This window comes from Halorubrum sp. AD140 (assembly GCF_034497445.1).
Lineage (GTDB): Archaea > Halobacteriota > Halobacteria > Halobacteriales > Haloferacaceae > Halorubrum.
In genome coordinates this window covers 1-26,171 of record NZ_JAXRUU010000044.1, presented here as the reverse complement: position 1 = coordinate 26,171, position 26,171 = coordinate 1, and the positions used below count along the sequence as shown (strand labels likewise).

The following is a 26,171-nucleotide window of genomic DNA, read 5'->3' as shown; positions in this document are numbered from 1 at the left end:
CGGTGGAGACGCCGGACGAAGCGGCCGCCGCGCTCGACGAGATCGGCGGCGCCGCGATGGCCGAGGAGCTGGAGACGCTCGGCGCCGAGACGACCGAGGAACCGGACGTCCTCACGATTCACGGCTCCGAGAGCGACCTGCGCGGGGCGACCGTCGACGGCCGCGCCGACCACCGGATCGTGATGTCGCTCGCCGTGGCCGCGCTCGCCGCCGAGGGCACCACGACGATCCGCGGCGCCGAGCACGTCGACGTCTCGTTCCCGGACTTCTTCGACGCGATGGCCGACCTCGGGATGGCCGTCGAGCGCGACGGCGCGGGCGAGTAGCTGAGATATACAAATACTACCAGACTGCAGCGGCGGTTATTTATAAACAAACGGCGGTGCGGTGGCGCGTGCCGACGAGCACCCGAAGGGTGCAAGTCGCACGCGCGAGGGACGCGGCGACCGTAGGGAGCCGCGAGGCTGGGGAGGCGTGAGGCGCGGTGCTGTGCGGTTGGGTGGGGCTCAAAGGGGCAGCCGCGAGGACGACGCACGGCGACGGAAGCACCGCAGCGAGTGAGCGGAGCGAACGAGCGAGGAGCGCACCGAGCCGCGCGAGTCGTCGCGGCCGGGGCTTTGGAGGTGTTCACCGACGGTCTGCGGTCGACTATTTATGAACGATCGGCCGGGGCTTTGGAGGTGTTCACCGACGGTCTGCGGTCGACTATTTATGAACGATCGGCCGGGACTTTGGAGGTGTTTACACCGATAGCAACGACGGTTCCGGTCACCTGTCCTTCGCGATCCGAATACCACCAGTCTCCCCCGTAATACCGACGGGTACACAAACGCGCCGCGCCCACCACCCCGTATGGACGACATCGACGTCGAACCCGTGGATCGCGTCGAGGAGCCCGAGAGCGACGATCACGCGGTCGACCCCGAGCCAGACACCGACGCCGACCTCCCAGCCGAGACGGACGCGGCCACGGACCTCCCCGCGGGCGTCGACGCGCCCGAGTACGTCCTCTACGGCGGGAAGGGCGGGGTCGGCAAGACGACGATGGCGGCCGCGACGGGACTCGCATCGGCCGCGGACGGCGTCAGAACCCTCGTCGTCTCCACGGACCCGGCGCACTCCCTCTCCGACACCTACGAGACAGACATTCCCGCGGAGCCGACGCGCATCCGCGAGGACGTGCCCCTGTACGCCGCCGAGATCGACCCCGACGACGCGATGGAGGAGGGGATGTTCGGCGCCGACGGCGACCCCCTCGGCGGGATGGGCGAGATGGGCGACGCGATGGGCGGGATGATGGGCGGCGGAGCCGACGCGGAGGACGGGAGAGCCGAGGAAGGGCTCGGCTCGCTGCTCGGCGGGACGATGCCCGGCGCCGACGAGGCGGCCGCGATGCGCCAGCTCCTCGAGTACCTCGACGACCCGCGCTTCGATCGGGTGATCGTCGACACCGCGCCGACCGGGCACACCCTCCGGCTCCTCCAGCTCCCCGAGATCATGGACTCGATGATCGGCCGCGTGATGAAGCTCCGTCAGCGCTTCGCCGGGATGATGGACGGGCTCAAGGGGATGTTCGGCGGCGGGGACGACGATCCCGACCCCACCGCCGACCTCGACGAGCTCCAGGAGCGGATCGAGCGCCTCCGGGCCGTGCTGCGCGACCCCGCGAAGACCGACTTCCGCGTCGTGACGATCCCCGAGGAGATGAGCGTCGTCGAGTCCGAGCGACTGGTCGCCCGCCTCGACGAGTTCGGCATCCCGGTGAACACGCTGGTCGTCAACCGGGTGATGGAGGGGGTCGGGGACGCGACCGGCGGCGACGCGTCGGCGATCGACCCGGACTGGATAGTCGAGCCGAACCCCGAGACCTGCGAGTTCTGTGCGCGCCGCTGGGAGGTCCAGCAGGGCGCGCTCCGGCGGGCGACGGAGCTGTTCCGCGGCCGCGACGTGAAGCGCGTCCCGCTGCTCGCCAACGAGGTGCGCGGAGAGGCCGCGCTCCGGGTCGTCGCGGCGTGTCTGCGCTAGGGCCGCTCCTCCAACGCTCCGTACAGCGATTCCCGAACCCGCTCCGCGACTCCCGTGAGGTGCGCTTGGCCGAACAGCGCCACGATCAGCGCGCCCACGGAGTTGTACGTCAGGTCGGCCACGGTGTCCTCGAGCCCGAACTGCGCGAGCGGCATCGAGATCCCCGTCTCGTCGGCGACGATGTCGAGTCCGAACTCGAACAGCTCCCAGACGACGCCGAACGCGAGCACCACCACGAGGATGAAGACGAACGCGAACCGCTGCGGGATCCGGATCTGGTCGCTGTGGAGGTCCACGGCGCGCAGCGTCGTGTACCCCGCGCCCGCGACCAGCGACGCGGACAGCGCGTGCGTGAGGTGGTCCCACCACGGCACGCGGGCGTAGAACCCGGCGGACCCGATAGTGTGGAGCAGCACCGCCGTCGTGATCCACACGCCGAGCCACGGGTCGAGCGGGATCTCGTAGTTGCGTTCGACCAGCGCCGGCACGAAGGTGACGAACAGTCCGATCACGCCGTTGGTGATCGCCTTCGGCTGCCCGAAGGCCACGCCGTAGATGACGATGGCGGCGAGCAGCAGCTGCATCGCTCTGGTGAGCTGCCGCTGGGTCCGCAGCGACGGGCGAGCGCGGAGGGCCCCGCGAACGCTCATCGGCGCACCACCCGTCCGATCGCGCGGCGGAGGCGCGCCCCGCGTCGCCGGAAGTAGGCGTCGAAGAGGACGCCGGCCGCGAGTCCGGCCAGCGTCACGTAGATCCACTCGACCATCAGCGCCTCGTTGGTCGTCAGGAAGGCGGTGTCGAGCAGTCGGTCGGCGTTCCATCGGAGCAGCGTCCAGGCGGCCGCCGTCGCCATCGTCGTCAGCACGACGAACAGGACGGCGAACCAGTGGGTGACGCGCAGCGTGGTGAACATCTGGAGCTCGACCGTGACGATCAGCGCGAACGCGGCGATCGCGAGGTACGTAGCGAACGTCCCCAGCTCGCCCCCGAGGAGCGTGCGTACCAGCACCGGCAACAGCGCGAGTCCGAGGACCTCCCACGGGGGCATCACCCGCGGGTCCCGTGCCGCGACCGCCGGCGCGACCACGACGGCGGTGATGGCGGCGGCGAGGATCATCGGAAGGAGGTCGAACCCGAGCAGGCTCTCGACGAAGGTGCCGACGAGCACCGCCACCATCGTCCACGCCACGAGCGCGTTCGTCCGCCCGCTGCGGAACAGCCGCGCCAACCGGTCCTCGATGGCGGCTCCGTCAGGGACGTCCGGTTCCCGCACGTCTCGACCACCCGGACGGTCCCGGTGGGTCTCGGCTTCGAGGTCCCCGTCCGGAGGATCCGCCCCGGATCGGTCGGTGTCCATACCTCCCTTCAGGTCGGCCCCCACTAATATCGGTTGCCTCCGGGACGCGACCGCGTTCCGGCCGGCTTTTTGTCGGTCACGGACGAACGCCGCGCATGAACCGACGGCGTTTCGCGCTCGCCACCGGGGCGACCGCCGGCCTCGCGGCAGGCCCCGGATGCCTCGGTGCCCTCGGGCCGGCCGGGCTCCACCTCGGGGGCGTCGTCCTGGTGAACAGGCGGAGTGAGCGGGTTGAGACGCAACTCCGCGTGACGCGGGACGGGTCGACGGTGCTCGACGAGCGGCACACGCTGGCCGCGGCGGACGAGGGCGACGGGTCCGGCGTGTTCCGCAACGACGCCTGGGCGGATCGGATCGGCGTCTACGAGGTGCGCGTCGACGTGGCGTCCGGGCCGAGCGAGGCGTTCCGGTACACCCGAGCCCACCGCGACGGGACGTGCACGATAGCCCGCGTGGGGATCCGCGAGGAGACCGTCGCCTTCGGGAGCCACCGGGCGACGGCGGAGGCGCCGTGTCGGCCGGACGGGGAGCCCTGAACGAACGGCCTTTTACCCGCCACGCGCCTCCGTCCGGTATGAACTGCCGGCGGTGTGGAACCCCCCTTCGAAAGCCCGGGGACTTCTGTCTCACCTGCAACACCGCCAACGCCGACGCGGTCGTCGTCGAGTTCGACGAGGACCGCGCGCGCCTGACGATGCTCGAGGAAGACGAGGCCGTCGGGGAGACGACGGTGACGACCCGGCCCGAGACCGACGAGCGGCTCACCGAGGTCCAGCTCCGCAACTTCGCCGGCCGCGTCGCCGACGAGATCCGCCGCAAGCGTCCCGACACCGTCTACGCCGCGGGCGCCCGCGAGCCGCTCCGCGAGACGCGCGCGCAGGTCCACCACGAGTTCTACCGCGTCCCCGAGGCGGGAACGGAGCGCGCCGGCGACGCGGACTCGTCGCCGAACCGCGACGCCGACGTGAACCCCGTCGTCTCGTGGGTGCTCGACCGCCGCGGCGACCGCGCGCTGGAGGTGGTCGAGACGCCGCCGCGCGAGAAGATCGGCGGCTCGCACTCGACGCTGATCGGCGACCGCAAGGGGCGGAAGGCGGTGAGCACGGTCGCGCAACACCCCCACGTCAAGAAGATCGTCCCGGGACCCATCGACGCCGGCGGCACCGGGTCGCGCACGGGGCTCCGCGCGAAGGCGACCCGCGCAGGGACCAACGGGAACGTCCGGCTGCTCCTCCGCGACGGCTCCAGCGTCCAGGAGAACCGGATCGTCACCACCGCGATGGACCGCGAGACGGGCGAACGCGTCCGCGAGGACCTCAACGAGGCCCTGCGGGACGCGGAGCTGCAAGACGAGTGAGCGGGCGCCCCGGTGGACCGGCCGCAGTCCGGGGGACTCCCGGTAGGTATTTCCGCCGTCGGCCGCGATCGCTTATAAATGCTGAGCGACGTGATGGAGGACTACCTGAAGGCGATATACGTCCTCCAGTCCGAGCAGGGGCCGCCCGTCTCGACGTCCGCGATCGCGGAGTACCTCGAGAAGACTCCGCCGTCGGTCACGGACATGCTCGGGAAGCTGGAGGAGCGCGGGCTCGTCGAGCGCGAGCCGTACCAGGGCGCGGAGCTCACCGCGGAGGGCGAGGCGGTCGCGCTGGAGGTGGTCCGACACCACCGGCTGCTCGAGGCGTTCCTCGCCGACAGGCTCGACTACGACTGGAGCGAGGTCCACGACGAGGCCGACGCCCTGGAGCACCACATCTCCGAGGAGTTCGAGCGCCGCGTGGCCGAGTCGCTCGGGAACCCCGCCGTCGATCCTCACGGCGACCCCATCCCGGGGGCGGACCTCGAGCCCGTCGACGAGGGGAGCGGCCCGCGGCTCTCCGACCGCGCCGAGGGCGACCGGGTAATCGTCACGCGCGTCTCCGACCGCGACGAGGCCGAGCTCGACTACCTCGCCGACGCCGGGATCACGCCGGGGACCGAGATCGAGGTCGTCGACGTCGCCCCCTTCGGCATGGTGACCGTGACGACCGGGAGCGGCGAGCAGAGCCTCCCGGCGGAGATCGCCCGATCGATCCGCGTCGAGGACGCGGAGTAGTCGACAGGGGTCTCTCCGCCGCTCCGCCGCCTCTCCGCCGCTCCGCCGCCTCTCCGCCGCTCCGCCGCTCCGCCGCTCCGCCGCCGCTCCGCCGCTCCACCTCTCGGCCGCGAGGCTTTTCACGCGAAGCGTCCTGTACGCTGACGTGAACACGGTCGCCACCCTCGCCGTCGGCGCGGTCTTCGGACTCGCGCTCGCGGCTCCGCCCGGCCCGATGAACGCGGTCATCGCCGAGGAGGCGGTGTTTCGCGGGTGGGGGGCCGGCACCCGCGCGGGGCTCGGCGCGGCGACCGCCGACTTCCTGTTCTTCGTGCTCGCGTACCTCGGCGTGGCCTCGGTGATCCAGTCCGCCCCGCGGCTCCAGACCGCCATGATCGCCGTGGGCGGCTGCCTGATGTGTTATTTCGCGGTCGGGGCCGCGCGCGGCGCGCGCGAGTCGTTTCGGCCGACGACCGGCGAGGACCCCCTGAGCGAGGAGGGAAACGGGTTCAGGAAGGCGCTCGCGCTGGCGCTGACGAACCCGTTTCAGGTACTGTTCTGGCTCACGGTCGGCGTCGGGATGTTGCGGTCGGGCGAGCTCGACGTCCTCGAACCGCTCCCGCTCGTCGGCGACGCCCTCGCCGGAACGCTGGTGGTCGCGACCGGATCGCCCGCGCTGCTCGGCGGGTTCTTCCTCGGCGTGCTCGGGTGGGTGACGCTCTTCCCCATCGGCCTCGCGGCGGCGGAGCGCCGCCTCGAGGCGATCGGTCCGGCCGTCGCCGTCGGCTCGGCGCTCGTGCTCGGCGGGTTCGGCGTCTTCTTCCTCTTCGACGCGGCGACGACCGTGCTCGCGTGGTGAGGGGCCGGCGGCCGGCGCTCGACGGTTCCCCGCACCCGACCACGGCCGACCCGCATGGACAACGGCTTTGACCCGTGAGCGCGACCGGCCGATATGTTCCAGAAGTCCACGTGGATCAAGCTCCCGCGCAACGTGCTCGTCGGTCACGACGTGATCGACGACCTCGGCGCCGCGGTCGGCGAGCTGTACCTCACGGGGCGCCCGCTCATCGTCACGAGCCCGACGCCGAACGAGATCGCCGGCGACCGGGTGCGCGCGCAGTTCGACGACGCGGCGACCGCCGTCGTCGACGAGGCCTCCTTCGACGCGGTCGAGGAGCTCACCGAGACCGCCGAGGCGGTCGATCCCGGGTACCTGATCGCCTTAGGTGGCGGGAAGCCGATCGACATCGCGAAGATGGCCGCCGACCACCTCGACGTCGGCTTCGTCTCCGTCCCCACGGTCGCCTCCCACGACGGGATCGTCTCGGGGCGCTCCTCGATCCCCGAGGGCGACACGCGCCACTCGGTCGCCGCCGACCCGCCGCTCGCGGTCGTCGCGGACACGACGCTGCTCGCGAACGCCCCATGGCGGCTCACCACCGCCGGCTGTGCCGACATCATCTCCAACTACACCGCGGTGAAGGACTGGCGGCTCGCCCGCCGGCTCCGCAACGTCGAGTACAGCGAGTACGCGGGCGCGCTCTCGGAGATGACCGCGGAGCTGCTCGTCGAGAACGCCGACATGATCCGCCCCGGCCTGGAGGAGTCGTCGTGGGTCGTCGTGAAGGCGCTCGTCTCCTCCGGCGTCGCGATGTCGATCGCGGGCTCCTCGCGGCCCGCCTCCGGCGCGGAGCACCTCATCTCCCACCAGCTCGACCGGATCGCCCCAGGGAAGGCGCTCCACGGACACCAGGTCGGCGTCGCCTCGATCATGACGGAGTACCTCCACAGCGGCGAGAACGGGCGGTGGAGCGCGATCCGCGAGGCGCTCGCGGAGCTCGACGCGCCGACGACCGCGGCCGAGCTCGGCGTCGACGACGAGGAGCTGCTCGCCGCGCTGACGACCGCCCACGAGATCCGCGACCGCTACACGATCCTCCAGGGCGGGATCAACGAGGAGGCCGCGATCGAGGTCGCGACGGCGACCGGGGTCATCGATCGGTAGTCCGGACCGTCCCGGGAGGCAGTTCGAAGCGGGCCGTCCCGACCGGCGGGAGCACCCGAAGCCGACTTACCGCTCGGTTCCCTTCCTCCGATATGTCCACCGCCAGCGTTCGCGACCGGGCCAAGGAACGGGCCGGCGCGATCACCGTGCTTCTCACGATCGTCGGCTACGGGGCGGTCGGCGGCGTCTTCCTCGTTCCCGAGTTCCAGGCGCTGTTCCCGACGCTGACTCGCGGCACCGTCGACCTGCTCGCGCACGGCATCGCCGTCGTCAACACCGTCGCGGTCGTCACGCTCTCGCTCGGCTGGTACTGGATCCGAAAGGACGAGGTGAAGAAACACGCCGCCGCGATGACGACCTCCTTCGCCCTCATCCTCCTCTTCCTCGGGATGTACCTCCCGAAGGTGGCCGGCGGCGGGACGAAGGAGTTCGTCCTGGACTCCGCGTACGGCTGGGTTCCCCTGTGGGAGTGGGTGTACCCGGCGTACCTGGTCATGCTCGCGGTCCACATCCTGCTCTCGGTGATCTCCGTCCCGGTCGTCCTCTACGCGATCGTCCTCGGGCTCACGCACACGGAGCGAGAGCTCCGGAACGAGACGCCGCACCGCCGCGTCGGGCGGATCGCCGCGAGCGCGTGGATCCTCTCGCTCGCCCTCGGCGTCGTCACCTACCTCCTCTTGAACCACCTGTACGACTCGACGTTCGCGGCCGCGGAGGCCGCGACGGCCCTGCTCCCGGTCGTTTTCGGGGTCTGAATGGCCCTCCCGGCCCGACCCCCGGCACCGGCCGCCGCCATCGAAACGCTTGACTCGCCGCCGCCGCACCGACACGCATGACCGACTGGATCGGCGACACCTTCACGAGCGACGCCGGCTGGACCCACCTCGAAGCCCTCGTCGACGTCGGGAGCCGCATGGCCGGCACCGACGGCGAGCGCGAGGGGCTGGAGCTGACGCGCGACGCGCTGGCCGACGCCGGCGCGCGCAACGCCCGGATCGAGCCGTTCGAGATACAGGGCTGGGAGCGCGGCGACAGCGCGATCCGGGTCGGCGACGAGACGGTCGCCTCCGGGATGAACGCCTGCATCGCGCTCCCGCGGAGCCCGAGCGGCGAGTCGACCGGCGAGTTCGTCGACCTCGGATACGGCGTCCCCGCGGACTTCGAGGGCGACCTCGACGGACGCGTCGTGATGGTCTCCTCGGACACCCCCGACTCCGTGGACCGCTTTATCCACCGCCGCGAGAAGTACTACCACGCCGTCGAGGCGGGCGCCGCCGCCTTCGTCTTCGCCAATCACGTCGAGGGGACGCTCCCCCCGACCGGCAGCGTCGGCACCGCGGACGCGCCCGTCGGCGAGATCCCCGCGGTCGGCGTCTCGAAGGAGACCGGCGCCCGACTCGCCCGCCGACACGAGGGCGACGAGCTGACCGTCGCCGTCGACTGTGCGACCCCGGACGCGACGAGCGGGAACGTCGTCGCCGAGATCGGCCCCGACACCGACGAGTACCTCGTCGTCTCCTCGCACGTCGACGCCCACGACATCGCCGAGGGCGCGATGGACAACGGCGCCGGCACGGCCACGGTCGTCGAGGTCGCCCGCGCGCTCGCCGCCCGCGAGGACGAGCTCGACCGGCGGGTCCGGCTCGTCGGCTTCGGCGCCGAGGAGGTCGGGCTCGTCGGCTCCTCGCGGTACGCGAACGAGATCGACCCCGACCGGATCGCGACCGTCGTCAACGTCGACAGCAACGTGTTCGGCCGCACCCTCAGACTCGACCATCACGGCTTCGACGCGCTGGAGGCGGCCGCCGAGCGCGTGAGCGAGCGGTTCGACCATCCGGTCTCGCTGGGCGAGGAACTGGTCCCCCACAGCGACCACTGGCCGTTCGTCGAACGCGGGATTCCCGGATACATGGTCTCCGGCGAGACGGAGGGACGCGGACGCGGCTGGGGCCACACCGGCGCCGACACGCTCGACAAGCTGGAGTCGCGGAACCTCCGCGAACAGTCGATCCTGCTGACCGAGCTCGTCGTCGAACTCGCCGACGAGTCCGTGACGACCGAGCGGCGGGACCGTGACGAGATCGCGGCCGCCCTCGAACGGGAAGGGAAGGCGACCGGCATGAAGATCACTGGCGACTGGCCGTTCTAGGGACACCCCGACGCGAACCGGGAGGTTTTCACGGGCGCCGGCCGCACCCCTCGCGTATGGACCCGTCGGACCGTCGCGTCGCCGTCGTCGGCGAGGGCGACCTGGCAGCGGCGCTTCGTGACGCCGTCGCGGCCCTCAGCTACCGCGTCGTCGACGCCGTCGGGACGGACGCTCCGTCGAGCGCGGACTGCCGGCCGGGAGGCGACGACCCGCCGGACGCGATCGTTCCAGTCGGCGCCGACTCGCTCCGCGCAGTCCTGGTCGGTGCGCCGAACGCACCGGTGATCCCTGTCGGTTCGGGTCGGTTCGCGGTCGACGCCGCCGCGGCGCAGCGACGGCTACGAGACCTTCTCGCCGAGGCGACGCGCGCGTCCGACGATCCCCCCGTCGAAGGGGCCAGACGCGTGACGCACCCCGTCCTCACCGTCGACGCCGGACCCGATTCGACGGCGCGCGCCGTCTTCGACGCCGCGCTCGTCACCCAAGAGCCCGCTCGGATCTCCGAGTTCGCGGTCGGGTTTCCGGGGCGAGCCGAGGAGACGTTCCGCGCGGACGGCGTCGTCGTCGCGACGCCGCTCGGGAGCGACGGGTACGCCGCCGCGGCCGGCGCTCCCGTCGTCGAGCCCGGCGGCGGGCTCTCCGTCTCGCCGATCGCGCCGTTCAGCACGCGGACCGACGCGTGGATCGCCGCGGACCGTCTGCGAGTGACGGTCGAACGCGAGGCGGAGCCGGTGTCGATCGTGGTCGACGGCGCGGAGCGCGGCGCCGTCGCTCCGCACCGGTCGATCGCGATCGAAGCGGCCGACCGGGTCGCGCTCGTCGTGCTCGGAGGAGCGAACCGAGCGCGGCGATCGGAAACACTCTAATAACTCGTGGCCGGATGTGTCGGTATGGATCCACTGCAGTTCCTCGTTCCCCTCGGCTGGCTGTCCGCGGTCGGACCGGTGCTGCCGTACGCGCTCCTCGTGATGGGGGTGGCGAACCTCGCGACGCGCCACCTCGCGCACCGACGCCACGTCGAACAGGGCGCCGACGGCGACAGCGTCGAACCGTACACGCCGCACGCGTTCACCAACATCGGGCTCGTGCTGTTGAGCTTCCTGTTCGTGCTCGAGGCCCCCGTGAGCGGCGTGATCCTCTCCGTGCTCGTGATCACGATGCTGATCGCGGACCTCTTCGAGCTCGAGGCGCGCAACGTCGAGGCGCGCAACGACATGCCGATCGAGGCGCCCAAGAGCTCGATCGTCGCCTCGCTGCTCGTCATGGTGTTCGTCGGGTACTACTCGCTGTTCTTCCTCGTGTCGGGCATCTGGAATCAGTTCGTCGTCGCATAGCCGGCCCGATCGGCCGGTGATGCGAGGCTCCTCCACCGCGCTGTCTCGTCGCGTTCTTCAATCGCCGCAGCCTCGTTCTCTGCCGTCGCCCGTCCACGAGCGACTGCCAGCGAGCGCGTCGTCGGTTCTCGCGTCGTCGCCGAGGAAGCGACTCGACGGTGTGGCCTGTTGTGGACCACCCGACGAGCCGCACCGCGTGAGAGACGGCAAGCCGAGGTAGACGGTCGCGGGACGTAACGGGAGGTCGCGGGACGTAACGGGAGGTCGCAGGACGACACGAGAAGTCGCAGGACGAGTCACAGAACTGCGGGAACGATCGCAGGACGAGACGGTCGCAGGATAAGACGGGGACCGGTCAGTTCGCGGCTTCGCCGTCGTCGTCGAGGGCGTCGCGCAGCTCGCGGCTCGCCGGGATCAGCACCCAGAACGTGAGCGCACCGAGGACCATCACCCAGAAGAGCGCGTCGCCCGCGACGAGCCCGATCTCGCCGTAAGCGCTCTCGACGCCCTCTGCTGGGTTGACCAGCTGGACGACCTCGTAGTACGAGGGCGTGCGATACCATCCACCGAACGTGAGCCAGCCGAGGCCGCCGATAGCGAACAGGGCGAACCCCTTCATGAACTCGTCTGCCATTACCTCACGTTTCGTCGGCGTCGTCTTGAGACTTTCCCATCCCGCGCCCGCGGAACCGCGTTCCGAGCACGTACACCGCCGTCCCGACGACGATGAATCCGATGCCGACGGTCGCCAGCGTGGCGACCAGCACGTCGTCCGACGGGTAGATCCCCGCGCTGTTGAGGAGGTAGACGATCGTCGTCCGGACGAAGCTGATCTGTAGCGTCGCGGCGTCGACGAGCGTGAACCCGATCAGGTACGCGACCACCGCGGCGAGCGTCGAGAAGACGGTGACGGCCTTGTACAGACGGAACGGAACGACCACTTCCCGTCCGTCGGGGCCGACTTGCGGGCCGGTCGGCTCGTTGCGCGGGTCCGCTCGGTCCCCCTTTGGGATCGGGTCGCCCGTCTCGTCGAACGCCTGTGTGTCGTCGTCGTCGGTGGATGGAGACATCGAATCGTGGAGAACGGGACGGCGAACGGATGGTGGTTCGAGGGCGTTACTTCGGCGGCCGCAGCATGTAGTACCGCCGGTTCAGGTCGTACATGTACCCCTCGCGCATCGTCTTCAACACCGCGTAGGTGATGATGCCGCCGGCGAGCGGAAGCATGAACGTCAGGGTGAGCAGCAGGTCCAGCGAGATCGGGAAGAAGTTCTGGATCGCGAGCGCCGCGAGCGTGATCGACAGGATGACGCCGGTCACGCCGACGGCCGCCCAGAACGGCTGCTCGACGGGGCGTCGCGCGCTCCCCTTGTTGAGGAACGGCACGAGCGTGATGGCGCCGAAGATGACCCCGTGAGCGACGATCCCGAGCAGCTCGTTCGACATGGCGATGTTGCCGCCCAGCACGGCGAGCTCCGGGTTGATCGGATTGAGCTTCAACAGTCCGAACGACCAGTAGAGGTACCAGTCCGGAAGGATGATCGAGGGCGTCGAGCCCGGATTCGCCGGGTCGCCGAAGTGCGCCGGCATCAGCGCCGCGATCAGGATCATGATCCCGACGAAGAAGCTCGCGATCGCGAGGTTCCGGATCGTCTCGTGGGGCCACGTGGGGAAGCCGAGCACGTCGCGCTCGACGTACGTGGACTCCGCGCGGAGGTCCTCGTCCTCGCGGCGGGAGCGCTCGAAGTACTGATAGGTGAGCTGTGCGAGCCCCTGCGAGTGCTCCTTGCGCTCGGTCCAGGTGGGCGTCTCGTCGTCCGGCGGCACCGTCGCCGGCGGGCCGCCGTCGGTGCGCGCTTCCTCGTCGGTGCCTCCGTCGGTCATGGGGGTAGTTTCGTCGGTCATTGGATTAGTGCGGCTCGGCGATCCCCTGCACCCAGACGATGCCGACGTGGAGGGCGATGAGCCCGGTCACCACGAACGGCAGCACGAAGACGTGCAGGATGTACATTCTCACGAGCGTCGCCTGTCCGAGCGTGAACCCGCCGAACATGAGCTGTGCCGCCCACTCGCCGACGAGCGGCGTCGCAAGCGCCATCTCGACGCCGATCTGTGCCGCCCAGTACGAGAGCTGCTTCCACGGGAGCACGTAGCCGGAGAACCCGAAGAGCAGCGTCAGGGCGATGAGGATGACGCCGAGGATCCAGTTGACCTCACGCGGCTCTTTGTAGGAGCCGGTGAAGTACACCCGGAGCATGTGCAGGAACACCGCGGCCACCATGAACTGGGCCGACCAGCGGTGGATCGACCGGAGCATGTACCCGAACTGGACGTCCTTCATGATGAACACGAGTGAGTCGTACGCGGCCGTGGGGTCCCCTTGCGCCGCGGCGCCGGCGGTCGAGGGCGAGTAGTAGAACCCGAGTACCGCGCCGGAGACCGCCGCGACCAGGTACGCGACGATCGACAGGGACCCGAGCGAGTACAGCGGGTACCAGTACCAGAACTTGTTGTCGAGGTCGTACTGCTCCGTGTGGCTCTTCGGCATCTGGAGGTTCGCGCGGTAGTACATCGTCTCCAGCAGCTCGAGGTAGTCGACGATCCGGAGCCGCTTGTCCAGCCAGATGAGCGTGGTGAGGAACGCGGTCTCGATGACCGTCAGGTCCTGCTTCTTGAGCCACGCGTTGTGGTCCATCTCGTCTTGTTTCTTGAGGCTCATCGTGGAATCACTTCTTGTAGTACGGGTAGACCGCCCGTTTGAGGGTCTCCATGGCGTTTCCGGTGTCTATCCCGACGCCGTCTTTCTCGTCCTCGCGGACGTAGAGGTCCTCCCACTTGCGACGTCGCTTCTTCACGATCATCACGTCGGGGAGGAACTCCTTGCGGTACAGAAGCAGGATGAACGCGAGGTCGATGAAGATCATCGCCAGCAGCGCGCCAGCGAACATGTTCCCGAACTCGGTCGAGGCCCACGCGGACATGAGCCCGTACACGAACAGCCCGACGAACACGACCTCGATGACGGTGAGGATCACGATCGCGATCGCGGCCGCGGTGCTCTCGCGTGCCGGCTCGTACCGGTGAATGTCGCCGTACGACGACCCGCCCGAGCTCATTGACGACCTCCGTGACCGGTGTGGGCCGACTCGCCGTACTTCAGCAGGTAGAACGTGAACACGAACGTGAGCGAGATGCCCAGGATTGCGGCGATCCCGACCCAGTGTGCGTGCAGGGGAACTCCGACGTGGGAGATCTCTTCGGGCCAGCCGGTGTTACCGCCCGATTCGACGGTCTCGACGTCTTCGCCGACGGCGATGCCGCCGTGCATGCCGGTCGCGTCGTGGGGGGCGCAGTGGTAGTGGGTGATCCCCGCGGCGTCCTCGCCCAACTCGACCTCGTAGGTGGTTCCCTCTTCGCCGACCGGGTCGCCGCTGTCGAGCTCGGCCGGACCCTCGACGGTCACCACGTTGTGGCTGCCGCCGCTGCCGGTCCACTCCCACGTGACCGTCGTTCCCGTGTCGACCCACACCAGCGTCGGGTCGAACGCGAGCCCGTCGTCGCCCGCGCCCACCGCGATTGTGACCTCGCTCTCGCCGCGAAGGTCCTCGTAGGACCCCCCGTTCCCGCCGCTGGCGCCGCTCGGCCAGTCAGGCTCTTCCTCCTGTGCGGCGGCCGTTCCGGTCGCCCCGACGCCGGCCGCGGCCGCCGCGGTGGCACCACCGGCCGTCCGCACGAAATCCCGCCTTTTCATACAGGTTCACTCAGGACGGGGTGCGCTTAAACCCACCGACTGAACCCGCCGACGTAGACCGGTTTACAGGGGTTGTACCCCCTGATATCGGCGGTTCATCCCTCTCCTTCGTCGTCGCCTTCGACGGGGACGAAGTCGGGTCGCTCTTTCGCCTCGCGGAGGGCCCGCAGTCGGTCGCGGTACTCTTCGGATCGAAACCGGTCGGAGAGCCGCGCGTTCGCCACCATCGCGAACAGAAAGACGCCGATCAGCAGGAACAGCAGCCCAATCACCGGCGCGACGATCGTGTTCAGGTCGGCGACGAGCGAGGCGACGAGCAGCGCGGCCCCGGCGAGCACCTGGACGACGGCGATCACCTGGATCATCAGGTTTCCGAACTCGCCGGAGCCCTCCGGCACGGTGTCGGGGTGGGGAAGCGACCAGTCGTCCGGGGGTTCGGGCACGTCGTACGACTCCATCGCCGCCAGCGCGACGATCGGCTCGACGTCTCGGAGCACCGTTCCCTGGCCGGTCACCTCGCCGGTCGAACGGAGGATGGCGTACCCCTCGTCGGAGTAGACGAGAACGCGCTCCTCGCCGTCGGTGCGCACGCGCTCTAACACGCCGAACACCTCTCGCCGGGCGATCCGCGACTTCAGCTCCGCCTCGGCGCGGTCGAGCAGTCTGTCTCCCGTGATCCACGAGTCCGGGTCGAAGGCGGCGTCCCACTCCTCGGCGCTCATCTGCGCCATGTCGGCGGGGCCGAAGTCGTCGAAGTCGTACTCCTCCTCGACCCGCCGCCGGAGCTCGTCGAGGTCGTCTGAAGCGTCGGAGCCCGAGGACGCCGCCGCGGCGGCGTCGACCTCGGACCCGGCGACCGGTTCCCCCTCGGCGGTCGACTCGCGGGTCCGAGACGCGGCCTCGCCGTCGAGCTCGCCCGGTGCCTGATCCGGTTTCGGCTCCGGCTCCGATCCCGTCGAGGTGTCCTCCATCGCCCGGGCGTACGGGCTCCGGACGCTAACTGTTTTCGTCCGCGGACGACCGCGCTCGTCGAGGGGGACGGACGCACAGTCTCCGGGAGCGGAGCGCACGTCGATGGAGTGCGACGGCGCGGCACGAGCGACGGATCGGGGAGCTTTACGCGCCCGAGTCCGAAGCCCCGGTCGATGGTTGACGAGTCGGTCCTCGCGGCGCTGGCCGGACTGTCGGTGACGTCGAGCCTCCCGTTCCTCCTCTACGGGGCGTGGATCATGATCGACGCCGAGACCGTGAGCTGGAACGTGCTCACGCACCACCTCCGGTACATCGTCACCGGACTGGCGCTGACCACGCTCCCGGTCGTCGTGTGGATGCTGCCGCGCCTCTTCAGGCGGCTGACCGGGCTCGCCGTGATCCACGCGTTCCTCGGGCTGCAGGCGTACGCGCTGCTGGCGTTCGCGCTCACCGGAATCGTCCGGATCTTCCAGGCGAAACGCGGCGCCGACGCCTACGAGGACCCCGACGTCGACATCGACGAGATCCACGAGAACATGGGCTACTGGCGCGCCCGGCTCCGGGTCGGCGTGGCCGGGTTCATGCTCCTGTGGCTCGGCGCGTGGCTGACGGGGCTCTACCGGTTCTACTCGCTCCACGTCGCCCCGTTGCTGTGAGGCGATTTCGGTGCCGTCTCGTCCGTCGGGACGGCCGGCCCAGTCTCGTCCATCGGGACGGCCGGCCCAGTCTCGCCCGTCGGGACTCCGTGTCGTCTCGCTCGCCGTCGGTTCGACAGCTCCCCTCGAGACCGACAAGTTCAATCCTGTTTTGCCCCTAGGAGGGACATCGTGGCAGTCACCTTCGACCTGTTCGGGACCCTCGTCGACGTCGAGTATCCGTCCGACCCAGCGGAGATCGTCGCGCGCGAACTGGAGTCCCGCGGCGTCGCCGTGCCGGACGATTGGCACGTCGCGTACGGCGAGCGACACGTGGACGCCCCCGCGGGCGCCGAGGTGCCGCTCCCGGCGCACGTCGCGCACGCGCTCGACTCCCGCGGCGTCGACGCCGCCGACAACGTCGTTCGGCACGCCGTCGTCGCGGCGTTCGACCCGGATGTGACCAGACGCGACGGCGCCCTGACCGCCGTCCGCGACGTCGCCGAGCAGGGGCCGGTCGGTCTCCTCTCGAACTGCGCCGTGCCGGAGCTCGTCCCCAAGACGCTGATCCGCGCCGGGCTCCGCGGCGAGTTCGACGCGGTCACGACGAGCGTCGGGTGCGGCTGGCGGAAGCCGCACCCGAAGGCGTTCGAGGCCGCCGCCGACGCGCTCGGCGTCGCGCCGGCGACCCTGGTCCACGTCGGCGACGACCCCGCGACCGACGGCGGCGTCGTCGACGTCGGCGGCCGCTTCGTGGACGTGACGGAGACGCCGCTGGAGGCGGTCGCGGCCGAGCTCGAGGCCGAGCCGTAGCGCCGCTTTTCGCGTACGTCGCTTTTCGACGTCACTCGCGGGCGAGCCGGTCCGCCCACTCCTCGTCGAGCCGTCCCTCCGCGAGGAGCTTCTTCAGGTGCGCGACGACGGTCGCCCGCGCGAGGTCCGCGACGCCGGTCAAGTCCTTCTCGTAGGCGGCGTCGACGACCGCGTCGACGTCGCGCGCGCCACACTCGACCGCCGCGAGGACCGCCCGCTCGCGGTTCAGTCGGTGTTCGATCAGCCGGTCGCAGACGCCTTCGGGGTCGTCGATCACGGGGCCGTGTCCCGGATAGAGCCGGTCGTAGCCGGCGTCGCGGACGCGTTCGAGGCCGTCGAGGTACTCGCCGAGGTCTCCCTCGGGAGCGCCCACCACGACGCTCCCCTCGGCGACGGCGAGGTCGCCGCAGAGGAGCGCGCGGGAGGGGTCACCGTCGTCGGCGCCTCCCCTCTCTTCCGCGAACTCGAAGGCGACGTGGTCCGGCGCGTGGCCGGGCGTGTCGACCGCGCGGACGCTCGTCTCTCCCACGGCCTCTCCGTCCCCGAACGTCCCGTCCGGCTCGACGCCGGTCGCCGCCGCGAACCGGTCGGCGTGGCCGGCGTGCGCGAGGACGGGCGCGTCGGTGAGCTCCGCGTACTCCGCGACCGCGCCGACGTGGTCCGGATGCGTGTGCGTGACCGCGATCGCGTCGATCGCGGTGCCGCCGTCCTCCTCGCTCCGCTCGCCGCCGGAGCCTCCCGCCCCGCCGAGTCCGACCGCGGCGTCGAGCGCGTCGGTGCGGGCGGCGGGGTCGACGAGGAGCCCTCCGGCGACGTGGGCGTTCGTCGCCCCGCCGGGGGCGCGGGTGTCGACCGGGACCGGGACGCGGGCGACCCGCGGTTCCGGGTTCGAGTCCGCCATCGCCTCAGTCCCCGCGTCCGACCGAGGAGCCGTCGCGCCGGTCGAGCGGGGAGCGCGCGGCCGGACCGGGACCGGACCCGGCGCGCTCTCGGCCGGGGATCGGCACGTCGACGTCGTCGGCGACGGCGAACCGCGAGAGGTCGGCGACGCCGGCGTCGACCGCCTCGACCGAGTCGTACGGGCGGCCAACGACGACGTCGCCCGCCTTGCTCCGGTTGATCCCGGGGATCGCGGTTAGCTCGTCCATCGACGCCGCGTTGACGTCGAGCGGGTAGGGGACCCCCGTGACCGAGCGGTAGCCGTGGTCCGTGATCGCCACGTCGATGGCGGTCCTGAGCTCGCGCTCGCCGGGCACGGCGACGAGCAGGGCGTACGTGCCGAGCTGGCGGCCGAACGTCTTCCCGTCCTGATGGTACTCCAGGTACACGTCCGGGAGCACGGTCCCCGGCGGAACGACCCGGTCGAGCATCGGGTTGTCGACCGTCTCGCGCACCTCGCGCTTGTAGGCTTGGAACTGGTCTCTGTGCTCCTGGGCGATCTCCGCGCCCGTCTCGGCCATCTCCGTGCCGGCGAACGCCATCACCTGCCGGATGTTGATCCGGCGGAGCATGAGCCCCTCGTCGTAGACGGTCCGGAGGAACCGCTTGTTGTGCTCGTACGTCTCCGGGCGCTCGCCCGCGAGCCCGTGGACGAGGTTGATCCCGGGGAGGAGCTTCGGGAGCCGCGGCGAGGCGTCGGGGCCGGTGGAGGGACCGACCACCCGGTTGTCCGGGCCCGGGGTCGTCTCCGGGGCGTCGCCCGGCCGCCACCCGCCCTCCTCGTTGACGACGCGGACGGCCTCCAGGCACTCCTCGGCCGTGACGAGCAGGTTGTTCTGCTCCTGGACGACCGAGTCCGCCGACTCAAGTCCGAACGCCGCGGTGTCGCCGGGCGTGTTGTGGGCGGCGATGACCCGGATCGCCTCGCGGGAGGCCTCCGGGTAGTCCGTGATCGTCACCGGGTTCATGTTGTCGAGGTGGAGCGTCCGCAGGTCGGGTGCGACCTCGCGGATCCCGCCGTACAGCTCGCGGAGCGCGTCCGGGTTCGGCGCCTCGCCGTCCCCGCCGAACGCGAGGATGTCGGCCTGTCGCCCGAGCCGGAAGTGCCTGACCCCCCGGTCTGAGAGCGCGTCGACCTCCTCGACGACCGAGCGCGCCTCGCGGAACGCCGGGCTCCCGTACAGCGGCTCCGTGCAGAACGAACACCGGTAGGCGCAGCCGCGGGAGGTCTCCATCTCGCAGATGAGGTAGTCCGGGTGATTGGGGTGCTGCTCGACGACGAACGCCCCCTTCTCGGCCCACCGGTCGATCTCGGCGTTGTCGCGCATCCGGTTGCCGAACCCCTCCAACCCCTCGCGCACGAGGTCGTACGCGGCCGCCTCCACGTCCCCCATGGCGACGAAGTCGTAGTCGAGGTCGTCGCGCTCGGTCTCCGTCGCGCCCGCGTTCTCCTCGCCGACGCCGAACCGCACCGGGCCGCCGAGCAGGGTGACGCCGTCGGCGGTCCAGCCCAGCTCCCGGACCTCGTCCGGCTCCGCGGGGGTCCCGCCGACGTACTTGCCGGGGACCGTCATCCCGCCGACGTACACCATGAGGTCGGCGTCGGCGACGTCGGCGCGCTTGCCCCGGTCCTCGCGCAGCTCGTCGATGGTGTGGTACGTGATCTGCGCCTCGGGGACGCCCGCGTCGACGAGCGCGCCGGCCGTGTACCGCGGGTACGTCGAGATGTACGGAGGGACGCCGAAGTGCGCCGGCTCGTCGACGTAGCCGTCGACGACGGTGACGGAGAGGTCGTTCGGGTCGGGCGGGAGCGAGCCCCGGTCCGACGCGGGCGAGTCTGTCATGTTGCCCACCCGTAGTCGGCCGAGACGGGAAAAGCGTGCGGAAGCGGGGGGCGGGCCGATCGCTTATGTCGGACCGTTCGGTAGCGGGATACATGCCCTCCGAGACGCCCGCTCCCCGGCAGCGGATCGTGCGGTACGTCGCACTCTGCGGAGTGTGCGCCTTCGCCGCGACGCAGTTCTACGGCGCCGACCCGCACCCCTGGGGAGTCGCGACCGCGTGGGCGGTCGTCACCGCCGTCGTCCTCGGCCCGCTCGCGTGGGCGACGCGGGACAGGCTGCCGCGAGAGCGGATCGAGACGTTGACGCACGTCGCGTTCGGTGCGCTGGTTCTCGTTGCGTCGGTCTGGCTCGGCGTCGCGCTCGCGTTCGCGCCGCGCCTCTTTCCGTACGGTCCGGGCTTCTTCGCGGGCGTCGCGCTCGGGACGCTCATCGTGTTCCTCGCCGAGCGCACGGTCGTTCCGGAACGGCTCCGCGGAGCCGGGACCTGATCGGCCCCGACGACCCGACGGGTGCACTCGGACCCGACCGCCGCCACGTCGTTTAAGCCCTCGCCGACACAACAGTGTCGTATATGCCATCGACGATGGAGATCAAATGCGTCAGCGACGACTGCGAGCTCGACATGTTCGAGAACCACTACACGTACGACGTCCCCGACGACCACGCCGTCGGGGACCTGTCGTGCCCGTACTGCGGCGGGAGCGACCTCGTCGAGATCGAGGTGTAATCCGTGAGCGGATTCGTCGAGGCGGGGCGGTCCGCCGTCCGCCGCGTCCTCGAGAGCGTCGGCCGCGGGTGGAGCAGGATGCAGGAGCGCCGACCGCTCTCGTACGACCTCCTCGAGAGCGACGACGCCTACCTCGTCGTCTTCGACGCCCCCGGCGCCCGCGGTGAGGACCTGAACGTGACGTTCCTCGACCACACCGTCGAGGTGAAGATCGACAGGTTCCGCGACTTCTACGAGGGTCACGAGATGCTGTTCCCGGGCCGCGGCGCCTCCCTCTCCGGGAGCGCCGATCTCCCCCGCGACGCGAACGTGACGCCCCAGGGGGCGAACGCGACACTGACGCGGAACGGGACGCTCCAGGTCGAGATCCCGAAGGACGAGGACGCGCAGGACGTCGAGGTCGTCGAAGAGGACGACGAGGACTAAACCGGCCCGCTCGCGCTTTCACCCTTCGAGCCGTCCCTCGATCGACATCCCCTCGACGATCTCGACCGTCTCGTCTCCGTCGAACCGGTCGGGAGCGAAGGCGTCGATCCACGGCGACGCCGAGGCCTCTGACTCGTCCCCACCGAGCGACGCCAGCACGCCCTCGGCGACGAGCTCCCCCGTCGCCGGCGCGCGCATGAACCCGTGTCCCTGCCAGCCGGCGGCGACGAACAGGCGGTCGGCGCCGTCGACGCGGCCGCGCCGTTCGTCACCGACCGGCCCGACCGGCCCGACGAGCGGGTCGCCGTCCGGCGTCGCCGTGCAGAGCCCCGCCCACGCCCGCTCCACGTCCGGTCCCTCCCCGCCCACGGCGTCGACGCGCTCGCGGAGCGTCTCGGAGACGGACTCCACGAACCAGTCGTCGCCCGCGCGGTCGTACTCCTCCGGGTCGGCCGCGACCGGCTCCGTCCCGTCGCCGGCGAGCAGGCCGGTCGGGTGTGGCCGGAGGTAGACGCCCGCGGTCGCGTCGTAGACCATCGGGCCGTCGTAGGCGATCCGGCTCGTCAGCGCCTGCACGCGGTAGGGGACGACCGGAACCGCGATCCCGGCGCCGGCGAGGATGTCGGCGGTGTGCGCGCCGGCGGCGACGACGACCGCGTCGAACTCGCGAGTCTCGGGGGCGCTCCCGCCCTCCGCGTCGACCCGGAGGGCGGTGACGTCGCCGTCGGTCAGCGAGACGGCCGTCCCGGTCTCGACCGCGACCCCCTCGTCGTGCGCCCGCCGACCCATCGCGGCGACGTAGCTCGCGGGGTCACACCAGCCCGCGCCCTCGGCGACCGCGGCGACCGCGAGGTCGTCGACCGAGATCGGAAATCTGTCGGCGAGATCCGACGGGTCGACCACGGAGACGTCGCGGCCGTGCGCGCGCATCCGGTCGACCATCGACGGCACGGCGTCGGCGTCCGGGTCGCCCTCGCGGACGGCGATGACGTACGGGCACGGCGTGAACGTGAAGCCGGGCAGCGACCGGCCGAACGATCGGAACCGCTCCATCGCGCGCGCCGCGAGCGCGGCGTCGACGTCCTCGGCGTACGCGTCGTACAGCACCCCGGCGGCGCGACCGGAGCTCTCCGCGGCGAGGTCGCCGCGCTCGTAGAGCGTCACGTCGGCGCCGCGGGACGCGAGGTCGACGGCCGCGGTGACGCCGACGGCGCCGCCGCCGACGACCGCGATCGAGGGCGAATCGGTCTCCGACCGCGAGTCTCGCTCCGGCGCCGACGTGGATCGTGTCATGCGGTCGCTGTTCGCTTCGAGGAAATAAAAGCGCCGCCCGCGGAGGACGGCGGAAATCGCTCACGCGGCGACAGTGCGGGGGTCGAGCTGGACGACGAACTCGGAGTCGTTCGTGACGACGCCCGCGACCGGCGTGTCGTCCATCACGGGCGTGCGATCGACGTCGTCGTCCGAGGCGGTGATGACCCGCCGAACGTCCTCGACGAGCCAGCCGACGGTGCCCTCGGTGTCGGTCAGTTCGTCGCCGTCGAGAACGACGATGTGCGTGTGGTCGCGCTCGCCGTCGACGTTCAACACGATACCCGGGTCGACGACGGTCGTCGTCCGGCCGCGGAGATCCGTGACGCCGACGACGCGGTCGGGGGCGTTCGGGATCGGCCGGATCTCGGTCGTCGTGACGATCTCGTCGACGTACGCGATGTCGAGGCAGTACCGCTCGTCTCCCAACCGGAACTCGAGGAGCTCTCCCAACGGTTCGACCATCGTCTCACTCCTCCTCGATGAGTCCCTGGAACCCATCGCTGACCTCGGAGACCATCGACGACTGCTCTTCGACCGCGGCGCTGATGTTGTCCGTCTCGTCGCTTATCTCCTCGGCGTTGGACGCGGTCTGATCGATCATCGAGGCGATCTCCTCGGTGCTCGCGGCCTGTTCGTCGGTCGCGTGCGCGACCTCCTCGACGCCGACGTTGAGCTCGCCGACCGAATCGCCGATCTCCTCGAACATCGTCAGCGTCGACTGGACCTCCTCGATCCCGCTTTCGACCGCTTTCTCGTTGTCTTCGAGCCCCTCGACGGCCCGCTTGGTGTTGTGTTGGATCCCGTCGACGAGCTCTTCGATGTCGTTCGCGCGCCGCTGAGACTTCTCGGCCAGCGATTTGATCTCCTCGGCGACGACCGCGAACCCCGCCCCCGCCTCGCCGGCGCGAGCGGCCTCGATCGACGCGTTGAGCGCGAGGAGATTCGTCTGGTCGGCGATGTCGTTGATCACTGCGACCATGTCGTCGATCTCCTCGACGCTGTCGTCGATCCGATGCACTCGCTCGCTCACCTCGGTGGACGAGTCGTCGATCCGCGCCATCGCCGTCCGCGTGTCGCGCGCGGCCGAGCGCCCTTCGGAGGCGAGCTCGTTCACCTGCTCGCCCTCGCTCGCGACCTCCTCGGCCGACGACGCGATCTGCTCGACGGCCGCGCTCATGTCCGAGACCTCGTTTCTGACCTCGCTCATTCCCTCGGCCTGTTCGCGGGACAAGGCGGCGATCTCCTCGGTTCTGACGGCGATGTCCTCCGACGCGCTCTGTAGCTCCGAAAGCGCGTGCGCCGCGTTTTCGACGTCGTCGTCCTCGTGGTTCCGTGCCAGCTCCGCGGGTTGATCGTCGGTCTCCGTGGTCGCCATCACCACGATCCACCACATGTTGGTATTTATGTATGTCTCCCCGTCTAACATGTGTGATAATCGGCGCTTGACGCTCGAACTCAGTTATCAGAACGAAGAACGCACCTTGATGACTGCGGCTCACCGGTCGCAGTCACGGAGAGACCTCCAACCGCCCGAAACGCGCTCGCGACGGCGACGTCCCCGCCTCATCGATCGCGGTTCGCCGTCCCGAATTCGGCCGAGAGGAGCGCGCCCGTTCCGCGACGGAGACGCTGTGAGACCGCCGAGTCTGAGACGGCGAGCTCCTCGCTCAGCTCTTTGAGCGAGGTCTCCCGGGGAACGCGGAAGTACCCGCAATCGAGCGCGGTCCGGAGCGTCGTCTCCTGCTGGGGGGTGAGCGCGGCTTCGACGCGCTCGGACCCGGACGTGGGTTCGAACACCCGACCGACGCGGAGGACGTCCCGCTCTTCCCCACCGCGCTGCGCGAGTTCGCGGATGGAATCGCGAGCGGGAGCCCGAACGCGAAACAGCCACGCCTCGGCCGTACCGACCGCCTCGACGATCTCGACGTCCGACCTCGCGAGGTGCTCCATCGGCGATTCGGGACGAAGCGGGACCGCGATCGTGACGAGCCGCGAGCTCGCGACGTGATCGACGACCCGAACTGACGTCACGGACGCGCTGTTGCGAAGCGATTCGACGGCCGAACCGGACCCCTCGTCACCGACGAACGCGTACAAGACGACCGAACTGTCAGAACAGAGCACGAACGGGACGCGATACACGGAGTCGGTATCGGGCGCGACGAGTTCGCCGAGCGCTGAATCGCCCGGAGCGATCTCGACGTTGGCGAAGACGGTCATCGTCGGTTTGGCTGTGGGTAAAACCGCGGTAACGCGGTAGGCTGTGTCAGAAGAACACAGAACGTGATCGCGTATAAACCTATGTGATGAACGGCGTCGACGTTCCCGTCACTATCGAGTGTCGGCCGGTGACCCGCCGTCCCCCGCCCACGTTATTGGGCTCGAGCCCGTCTGATCGGTATGAACCAACTCGTCGACGGGGAGTGGCGAACGGACGCGTACGAGTCGACCGACGAGGACGGATCGTTCCAGCGCGGAGAGACGACGTTCCGGAACTGGATCGCCGGCAGCGACGTGCCGGACCACGTCGACGCCGAGCCCGACGAGCGGTTCCAACCCGAGACGGGGCGGTACCACCTGTACGTCTCCTGCGCCTGCCCGTGGGCGCATCGCACCCTGATCGCGCGGGCGCTGCTCGGCCTGGAGGACGCCATCGGCGTCTCCGTCGTCGACCCGTATCGCGCCGAGGACGGCTGGCAGTTCACCCCCGAGAAGGCGGGGTGTACGCCCGACAAGCTCCACGACAGCGACTACCTCCGCGAGCTGTACGTCGCGGCCGACCCCGACGCCACCTGCCGGGTGACCGTCCCCGTGCTGTGGGACACCGAAGAGGAGACGATCGTCAACAACGAGTCGCGAGAAGTCCTCCGCACCCTCTCGACCGCGTTCGCGGACCTGGGCAACGGCGCGTCGCTGTTGCCCGGCCCCGACGACCCCGCGACCGTCGCGGACGTCGACGAGGTCATCACCGAGATCTACGAGCCGGTCAACAACGGCGTCTACCGCGCCGGCTTCGCGACGTCGCAGGCGTCGTACGACGAGGCGGTCGACGAGCTGTTCGACGCGCTCGACCGCTGGAACGCCCACCTCGCGGATCGACGCTATCTCGTCGGCGACTCGCTCACCGAGGCCGACGTCTGCATGTTCACCACGCTGGTCCGGTTCGACCAGGTGTACCACACCCACTTCATGTGCAACGAGCAGTTCATTCACCAGTACGAGCACCTCTGGCCGTACGTCCGCGACCTCTACCAAACGGACGGCGTCGCCGAGACGGTGAACATGGACCACATCAAGGAGCACTACTACACGACTCACCCTGACGTGACGCCCTCCGGGATCGTCGCGCGCGGCCCCGACCTCGACTGGGACGCCCCTCACGACCGCGACCGGCTCGCCGGATCGCCGCCGACGCCGCTCGCCGACGACTGAGCGGCGCAGACCGCCCGCCTCCTCGACCGGCGAGGCCGAGGCGTCGGCGGCCGTCAGGCCGCGCGAAGCACGACGGCGTCGGCGACCGCGAACTCGTCGCCGTCGGCGACCGCGTCGCCTGTGAGCAGGTCTGTGGGCTCGACCGGCTCGCCGAGCGACACCGACGCGGGGGCGTCGGCGAAGTTGAGGACGACGACGTACCGTCCGCGTTCGTCCTCACGCGCGTACGCGGTGACCGCGTCGCCGACCGCATCACCGCGGCCGTCGCCCTCACGGACCCCTCTGGGACCGTCGCCCTCGCCGTCCCCTCTGGGACCGTCGCCCTCGCCGTCCCCTCTGGGACCGTCGCCCTCGCCGTCCCCTCCCGCGACCTC

32 protein-coding genes and 1 pseudogene are annotated in these 26,171 nt (G+C 70.3%); 17 read left to right on the top strand and 16 right to left on the bottom strand.

Annotation, left to right across the window (positions count from 1 at the left end):
- Positions 1 to 326: pseudogene (locus U4E84_RS11570) on the top strand (hypothetical protein); the annotation flags it as partial.
- 526 nt (positions 327 to 852) lie between these two features.
- Positions 853 to 2,025, top strand: a complete 1,173-nt coding sequence (locus tag U4E84_RS11565; RefSeq protein ID WP_322532251.1) for a TRC40/GET3/ArsA family transport-energizing ATPase — start codon at positions 853 to 855, stop codon at positions 2,023 to 2,025.
- Here the strand turns inward: U4E84_RS11565 and U4E84_RS11560 are convergent.
- Together U4E84_RS11560 and U4E84_RS11555 are read right to left on the bottom strand one after the other, a co-directional pair.
- Positions 2,022 to 2,675, bottom strand: a complete 654-nt coding sequence (locus U4E84_RS11560; RefSeq protein ID WP_322532250.1) for a hypothetical protein — start codon at positions 2,673 to 2,675, stop codon at positions 2,022 to 2,024. The two genes, U4E84_RS11565 and U4E84_RS11560, sit on opposite strands and share 4 nt — an antisense overlap.
- Positions 2,672 to 3,382, bottom strand: coding sequence for a hypothetical protein (locus tag U4E84_RS11555; protein ID WP_322532249.1), 711 nt, complete (start codon positions 3,380 to 3,382; stop codon positions 2,672 to 2,674). The genes U4E84_RS11560 and U4E84_RS11555 overlap by 4 nt, the downstream gene beginning before the upstream one ends.
- A gap of 95 nt (positions 3,383 to 3,477) precedes the next feature.
- Here U4E84_RS11555 and U4E84_RS11550 point away from each other — a divergent pair, with 95 nt between their 5' ends.
- From U4E84_RS11550 to U4E84_RS11510, 9 genes are all read left to right on the top strand, one after another.
- The gene (locus U4E84_RS11550; protein WP_322532248.1) at positions 3,478 to 3,918 is read left to right on the top strand and encodes a hypothetical protein; all 441 of its coding nucleotides are present in this window, start codon (positions 3,478 to 3,480) and stop codon (positions 3,916 to 3,918) included.
- Positions 3,919 to 3,956: 38 nt separating this feature from the next.
- The gene (locus U4E84_RS11545; protein ID WP_322532247.1) at positions 3,957 to 4,739 is read left to right on the top strand and encodes a DUF2103 domain-containing protein; all 783 of its coding nucleotides are present in this window, start codon (positions 3,957 to 3,959) and stop codon (positions 4,737 to 4,739) included.
- Between the two features lie 78 nt (positions 4,740 to 4,817).
- A complete protein-coding gene (locus tag U4E84_RS11540) occupies positions 4,818 to 5,477 on the top strand; it encodes a metal-dependent transcriptional regulator (RefSeq protein ID WP_322532246.1) in 660 nt (219 codons plus the stop codon).
- Positions 5,478 to 5,622: 145 nt separating this feature from the next.
- Positions 5,623 to 6,315, top strand: coding sequence for a LysE family translocator (locus U4E84_RS11535; protein ID WP_322532245.1), 693 nt, complete (start codon positions 5,623 to 5,625; stop codon positions 6,313 to 6,315).
- A gap of 93 nt (positions 6,316 to 6,408) precedes the next feature.
- On the top strand, positions 6,409 to 7,461 hold the full coding sequence (locus tag U4E84_RS11530) for an NAD(P)-dependent glycerol-1-phosphate dehydrogenase (RefSeq protein ID WP_322532244.1): 1,053 nt from the start codon (positions 6,409 to 6,411) through the stop codon (positions 7,459 to 7,461).
- Between the two features lie 92 nt (positions 7,462 to 7,553).
- Positions 7,554 to 8,216, top strand: coding sequence for a DUF420 domain-containing protein (locus tag U4E84_RS11525; protein ID WP_322532243.1), 663 nt, complete (start codon positions 7,554 to 7,556; stop codon positions 8,214 to 8,216).
- 77 nt (positions 8,217 to 8,293) lie between these two features.
- Entirely contained in the window at positions 8,294 to 9,610 is a 1,317-nt protein-coding gene (locus U4E84_RS11520; protein ID WP_322532242.1) for a M28 family metallopeptidase, read from the top strand.
- A gap of 56 nt (positions 9,611 to 9,666) precedes the next feature.
- Positions 9,667 to 10,476 (top strand): ATP-NAD kinase, encoded by an 810-nt coding sequence (locus tag U4E84_RS11515; RefSeq protein WP_322532241.1) that lies wholly within the window; start codon positions 9,667 to 9,669, stop codon positions 10,474 to 10,476.
- 24 nt (positions 10,477 to 10,500) lie between these two features.
- Positions 10,501 to 10,944, top strand: coding sequence for a hypothetical protein (locus tag U4E84_RS11510; RefSeq protein ID WP_322532240.1), 444 nt, complete (start codon positions 10,501 to 10,503; stop codon positions 10,942 to 10,944).
- A gap of 355 nt (positions 10,945 to 11,299) precedes the next feature.
- Here U4E84_RS11510 and U4E84_RS11505 read toward each other — a convergent pair whose 3' ends face one another.
- The 7 genes from U4E84_RS11505 to U4E84_RS11475 all read right to left on the bottom strand — a co-directional run bounded on the left by U4E84_RS11505 (position 11,300) and on the right by U4E84_RS11475 (position 15,666).
- A complete protein-coding gene (locus U4E84_RS11505; RefSeq protein ID WP_322532239.1) occupies positions 11,300 to 11,578 on the bottom strand; it encodes a hypothetical protein in 279 nt (92 codons plus the stop codon).
- A 4-nt stretch (positions 11,579 to 11,582) separates the two neighbouring features.
- A complete protein-coding gene (locus tag U4E84_RS11500; protein ID WP_322532238.1) occupies positions 11,583 to 12,014 on the bottom strand; it encodes a hypothetical protein in 432 nt (143 codons plus the stop codon).
- A gap of 46 nt (positions 12,015 to 12,060) precedes the next feature.
- Positions 12,061 to 12,849: a cytochrome bc complex cytochrome b subunit gene (locus U4E84_RS11495; protein ID WP_322532237.1), complete on the bottom strand. Its 789-nt coding sequence runs from the start codon at positions 12,847 to 12,849 to the stop codon at positions 12,061 to 12,063.
- A 4-nt stretch (positions 12,850 to 12,853) separates the two neighbouring features.
- The gene (locus tag U4E84_RS11490; RefSeq protein ID WP_322532236.1) at positions 12,854 to 13,663 is read right to left on the bottom strand and encodes a cytochrome bc complex cytochrome b subunit; all 810 of its coding nucleotides are present in this window, start codon (positions 13,661 to 13,663) and stop codon (positions 12,854 to 12,856) included.
- Positions 13,664 to 13,670: 7 nt separating this feature from the next.
- Positions 13,671 to 14,060 (bottom strand): hypothetical protein, encoded by a 390-nt coding sequence (locus U4E84_RS11485; protein WP_322532235.1) that lies wholly within the window; start codon positions 14,058 to 14,060, stop codon positions 13,671 to 13,673.
- Positions 14,057 to 14,695 carry a halocyanin domain-containing protein gene (locus U4E84_RS11480; protein ID WP_322532234.1) on the bottom strand — a complete coding sequence of 213 codons (639 nt, stop codon included), beginning with the start codon at positions 14,693 to 14,695 and terminating at the stop codon, positions 14,057 to 14,059. The genes U4E84_RS11485 and U4E84_RS11480 overlap by 4 nt, the downstream gene beginning before the upstream one ends.
- A gap of 95 nt (positions 14,696 to 14,790) precedes the next feature.
- Positions 14,791 to 15,666: a hypothetical protein gene (locus tag U4E84_RS11475; RefSeq protein ID WP_322532233.1), complete on the bottom strand. Its 876-nt coding sequence runs from the start codon at positions 15,664 to 15,666 to the stop codon at positions 14,791 to 14,793.
- Positions 15,667 to 15,840: 174 nt separating this feature from the next.
- On the opposite strand from U4E84_RS11475, the gene U4E84_RS11470 reads away from it, so the two are divergent.
- Together U4E84_RS11470 and U4E84_RS11465 are read left to right on the top strand one after the other, a co-directional pair.
- On the top strand, positions 15,841 to 16,323 hold the full coding sequence (locus tag U4E84_RS11470; protein WP_322532232.1) for a hypothetical protein: 483 nt from the start codon (positions 15,841 to 15,843) through the stop codon (positions 16,321 to 16,323).
- A gap of 171 nt (positions 16,324 to 16,494) precedes the next feature.
- The gene (locus tag U4E84_RS11465) at positions 16,495 to 17,115 is read left to right on the top strand and encodes an HAD family hydrolase (RefSeq protein ID WP_322532231.1); all 621 of its coding nucleotides are present in this window, start codon (positions 16,495 to 16,497) and stop codon (positions 17,113 to 17,115) included.
- Between the two features lie 31 nt (positions 17,116 to 17,146).
- Here the strand turns inward: U4E84_RS11465 and U4E84_RS11460 are convergent, their stop codons facing one another.
- Together U4E84_RS11460 and U4E84_RS11455 are read right to left on the bottom strand one after the other, a co-directional pair.
- The gene (locus U4E84_RS11460; protein ID WP_322532230.1) at positions 17,147 to 18,016 is read right to left on the bottom strand and encodes an MBL fold metallo-hydrolase; all 870 of its coding nucleotides are present in this window, start codon (positions 18,014 to 18,016) and stop codon (positions 17,147 to 17,149) included.
- Positions 18,017 to 18,020: 4 nt separating this feature from the next.
- A complete protein-coding gene (locus U4E84_RS11455) occupies positions 18,021 to 19,898 on the bottom strand; it encodes a radical SAM protein (protein ID WP_322532229.1) in 1,878 nt (625 codons plus the stop codon).
- A gap of 92 nt (positions 19,899 to 19,990) precedes the next feature.
- Between U4E84_RS11455 and U4E84_RS11450 the strand changes: the two genes are divergently transcribed.
- The 3 genes from U4E84_RS11450 (at position 19,991) to U4E84_RS11440 (ending at position 21,051) form a co-directional block, all read left to right on the top strand.
- Positions 19,991 to 20,386 (top strand): hypothetical protein, encoded by a 396-nt coding sequence (locus U4E84_RS11450; protein ID WP_322532228.1) that lies wholly within the window; start codon positions 19,991 to 19,993, stop codon positions 20,384 to 20,386.
- Between the two features lie 83 nt (positions 20,387 to 20,469).
- On the top strand, positions 20,470 to 20,625 hold the full coding sequence (locus U4E84_RS11445; RefSeq protein ID WP_322532227.1) for a hypothetical protein: 156 nt from the start codon (positions 20,470 to 20,472) through the stop codon (positions 20,623 to 20,625).
- A gap of 3 nt (positions 20,626 to 20,628) precedes the next feature.
- Positions 20,629 to 21,051, top strand: a complete 423-nt coding sequence (locus tag U4E84_RS11440) for an Hsp20/alpha crystallin family protein (protein WP_322532226.1) — start codon at positions 20,629 to 20,631, stop codon at positions 21,049 to 21,051.
- Positions 21,052 to 21,069: 18 nt separating this feature from the next.
- Here the strand turns inward: U4E84_RS11440 and U4E84_RS11435 are convergent, their stop codons facing one another.
- The 4 genes from U4E84_RS11435 to U4E84_RS11420 form a co-directional block, all read right to left on the bottom strand.
- The gene (locus tag U4E84_RS11435; protein WP_322532225.1) at positions 21,070 to 22,344 is read right to left on the bottom strand and encodes an FAD-dependent oxidoreductase; all 1,275 of its coding nucleotides are present in this window, start codon (positions 22,342 to 22,344) and stop codon (positions 21,070 to 21,072) included.
- 60 nt (positions 22,345 to 22,404) lie between these two features.
- Positions 22,405 to 22,827, bottom strand: coding sequence for a chemotaxis protein CheW (locus U4E84_RS11430; protein ID WP_322532224.1), 423 nt, complete (start codon positions 22,825 to 22,827; stop codon positions 22,405 to 22,407).
- Positions 22,828 to 22,831: 4 nt separating this feature from the next.
- A complete protein-coding gene (locus U4E84_RS11425; protein WP_322532223.1) occupies positions 22,832 to 23,758 on the bottom strand; it encodes a methyl-accepting chemotaxis protein in 927 nt (308 codons plus the stop codon).
- A gap of 170 nt (positions 23,759 to 23,928) precedes the next feature.
- A complete protein-coding gene (locus tag U4E84_RS11420) occupies positions 23,929 to 24,585 on the bottom strand; it encodes a helix-turn-helix domain-containing protein (protein WP_322532222.1) in 657 nt (218 codons plus the stop codon).
- A 180-nt stretch (positions 24,586 to 24,765) separates the two neighbouring features.
- On the opposite strand from U4E84_RS11420, the gene U4E84_RS11415 reads away from it, so the two are divergent.
- Positions 24,766 to 25,797 carry a glutathione S-transferase family protein gene (locus tag U4E84_RS11415; protein WP_322532221.1) on the top strand — a complete coding sequence of 344 codons (1,032 nt, stop codon included), beginning with the start codon at positions 24,766 to 24,768 and terminating at the stop codon, positions 25,795 to 25,797.
- A gap of 53 nt (positions 25,798 to 25,850) precedes the next feature.
- On the opposite strand, the gene U4E84_RS11410 is transcribed toward U4E84_RS11415, so the two are convergent.
- Positions 25,851 to 26,171: Beta-galactosidase C-terminal domain (locus U4E84_RS11410; protein ID WP_322532220.1), on the bottom strand; the 321-nt coding region annotated here is incomplete at its 5' end.

Excerpts from the sequence above, each read along its gene's own strand:
- U4E84_RS11565 (WP_322532251.1), top strand. The coding sequence starts at position 853 with ATGGACGACATCGACGTCGAACCCGTGGATCGCGTCGAGGAGCCCGAG.
- U4E84_RS11560 (WP_322532250.1), bottom strand. The coding sequence starts at position 2,675 with ATGAGCGTTCGCGGGGCCCTCCGCGCTCGCCCGTCGCTGCGGACCCAG.
- U4E84_RS11555 (WP_322532249.1), bottom strand. The coding sequence starts at position 3,382 with ATGGACACCGACCGATCCGGGGCGGATCCTCCGGACGGGGACCTCGAA.
- U4E84_RS11550 (WP_322532248.1), top strand. The coding sequence starts at position 3,478 with ATGAACCGACGGCGTTTCGCGCTCGCCACCGGGGCGACCGCCGGCCTC.
- U4E84_RS11545 (WP_322532247.1), top strand. The coding sequence starts at position 3,957 with ATGAACTGCCGGCGGTGTGGAACCCCCCTTCGAAAGCCCGGGGACTTC.
- U4E84_RS11540 (WP_322532246.1), top strand. The coding sequence starts at position 4,818 with ATGCTGAGCGACGTGATGGAGGACTACCTGAAGGCGATATACGTCCTC.
- U4E84_RS11530 (WP_322532244.1), top strand. The coding sequence starts at position 6,409 with ATGTTCCAGAAGTCCACGTGGATCAAGCTCCCGCGCAACGTGCTCGTC.
- U4E84_RS11525 (WP_322532243.1), top strand. The coding sequence starts at position 7,554 with ATGTCCACCGCCAGCGTTCGCGACCGGGCCAAGGAACGGGCCGGCGCG.
- U4E84_RS11520 (WP_322532242.1), top strand. The coding sequence starts at position 8,294 with ATGACCGACTGGATCGGCGACACCTTCACGAGCGACGCCGGCTGGACC.
- U4E84_RS11515 (WP_322532241.1), top strand. The coding sequence starts at position 9,667 with ATGGACCCGTCGGACCGTCGCGTCGCCGTCGTCGGCGAGGGCGACCTG.
- U4E84_RS11510 (WP_322532240.1), top strand. The coding sequence starts at position 10,501 with ATGGATCCACTGCAGTTCCTCGTTCCCCTCGGCTGGCTGTCCGCGGTC.
- U4E84_RS11505 (WP_322532239.1), bottom strand. The coding sequence starts at position 11,578 with ATGGCAGACGAGTTCATGAAGGGGTTCGCCCTGTTCGCTATCGGCGGC.
- U4E84_RS11500 (WP_322532238.1), bottom strand. The coding sequence starts at position 12,014 with ATGTCTCCATCCACCGACGACGACGACACACAGGCGTTCGACGAGACG.
- U4E84_RS11495 (WP_322532237.1), bottom strand. The coding sequence starts at position 12,849 with ATGACCGACGAAACTACCCCCATGACCGACGGAGGCACCGACGAGGAA.
- U4E84_RS11490 (WP_322532236.1), bottom strand. The coding sequence starts at position 13,663 with ATGAGCCTCAAGAAACAAGACGAGATGGACCACAACGCGTGGCTCAAG.
- U4E84_RS11485 (WP_322532235.1), bottom strand. The coding sequence starts at position 14,060 with ATGAGCTCGGGCGGGTCGTCGTACGGCGACATTCACCGGTACGAGCCG.
- U4E84_RS11480 (WP_322532234.1), bottom strand. The coding sequence starts at position 14,695 with ATGAAAAGGCGGGATTTCGTGCGGACGGCCGGTGGTGCCACCGCGGCG.
- U4E84_RS11475 (WP_322532233.1), bottom strand. The coding sequence starts at position 15,666 with ATGGAGGACACCTCGACGGGATCGGAGCCGGAGCCGAAACCGGATCAG.
- U4E84_RS11470 (WP_322532232.1), top strand. The coding sequence starts at position 15,841 with ATGGTTGACGAGTCGGTCCTCGCGGCGCTGGCCGGACTGTCGGTGACG.
- U4E84_RS11460 (WP_322532230.1), bottom strand. The coding sequence starts at position 18,016 with ATGGCGGACTCGAACCCGGAACCGCGGGTCGCCCGCGTCCCGGTCCCG.
- U4E84_RS11455 (WP_322532229.1), bottom strand. The coding sequence starts at position 19,898 with ATGACAGACTCGCCCGCGTCGGACCGGGGCTCGCTCCCGCCCGACCCG.
- U4E84_RS11450 (WP_322532228.1), top strand. The coding sequence starts at position 19,991 with ATGCCCTCCGAGACGCCCGCTCCCCGGCAGCGGATCGTGCGGTACGTC.
- U4E84_RS11445 (WP_322532227.1), top strand. The coding sequence starts at position 20,470 with ATGCCATCGACGATGGAGATCAAATGCGTCAGCGACGACTGCGAGCTC.
- U4E84_RS11435 (WP_322532225.1), bottom strand. The coding sequence starts at position 22,344 with ATGACACGATCCACGTCGGCGCCGGAGCGAGACTCGCGGTCGGAGACC.
- U4E84_RS11430 (WP_322532224.1), bottom strand. The coding sequence starts at position 22,827 with ATGGTCGAACCGTTGGGAGAGCTCCTCGAGTTCCGGTTGGGAGACGAG.
- U4E84_RS11425 (WP_322532223.1), bottom strand. The coding sequence starts at position 23,758 with ATGTGGTGGATCGTGGTGATGGCGACCACGGAGACCGACGATCAACCC.
- U4E84_RS11420 (WP_322532222.1), bottom strand. The coding sequence starts at position 24,585 with ATGACCGTCTTCGCCAACGTCGAGATCGCTCCGGGCGATTCAGCGCTC.
- U4E84_RS11415 (WP_322532221.1), top strand. The coding sequence starts at position 24,766 with ATGAACCAACTCGTCGACGGGGAGTGGCGAACGGACGCGTACGAGTCG.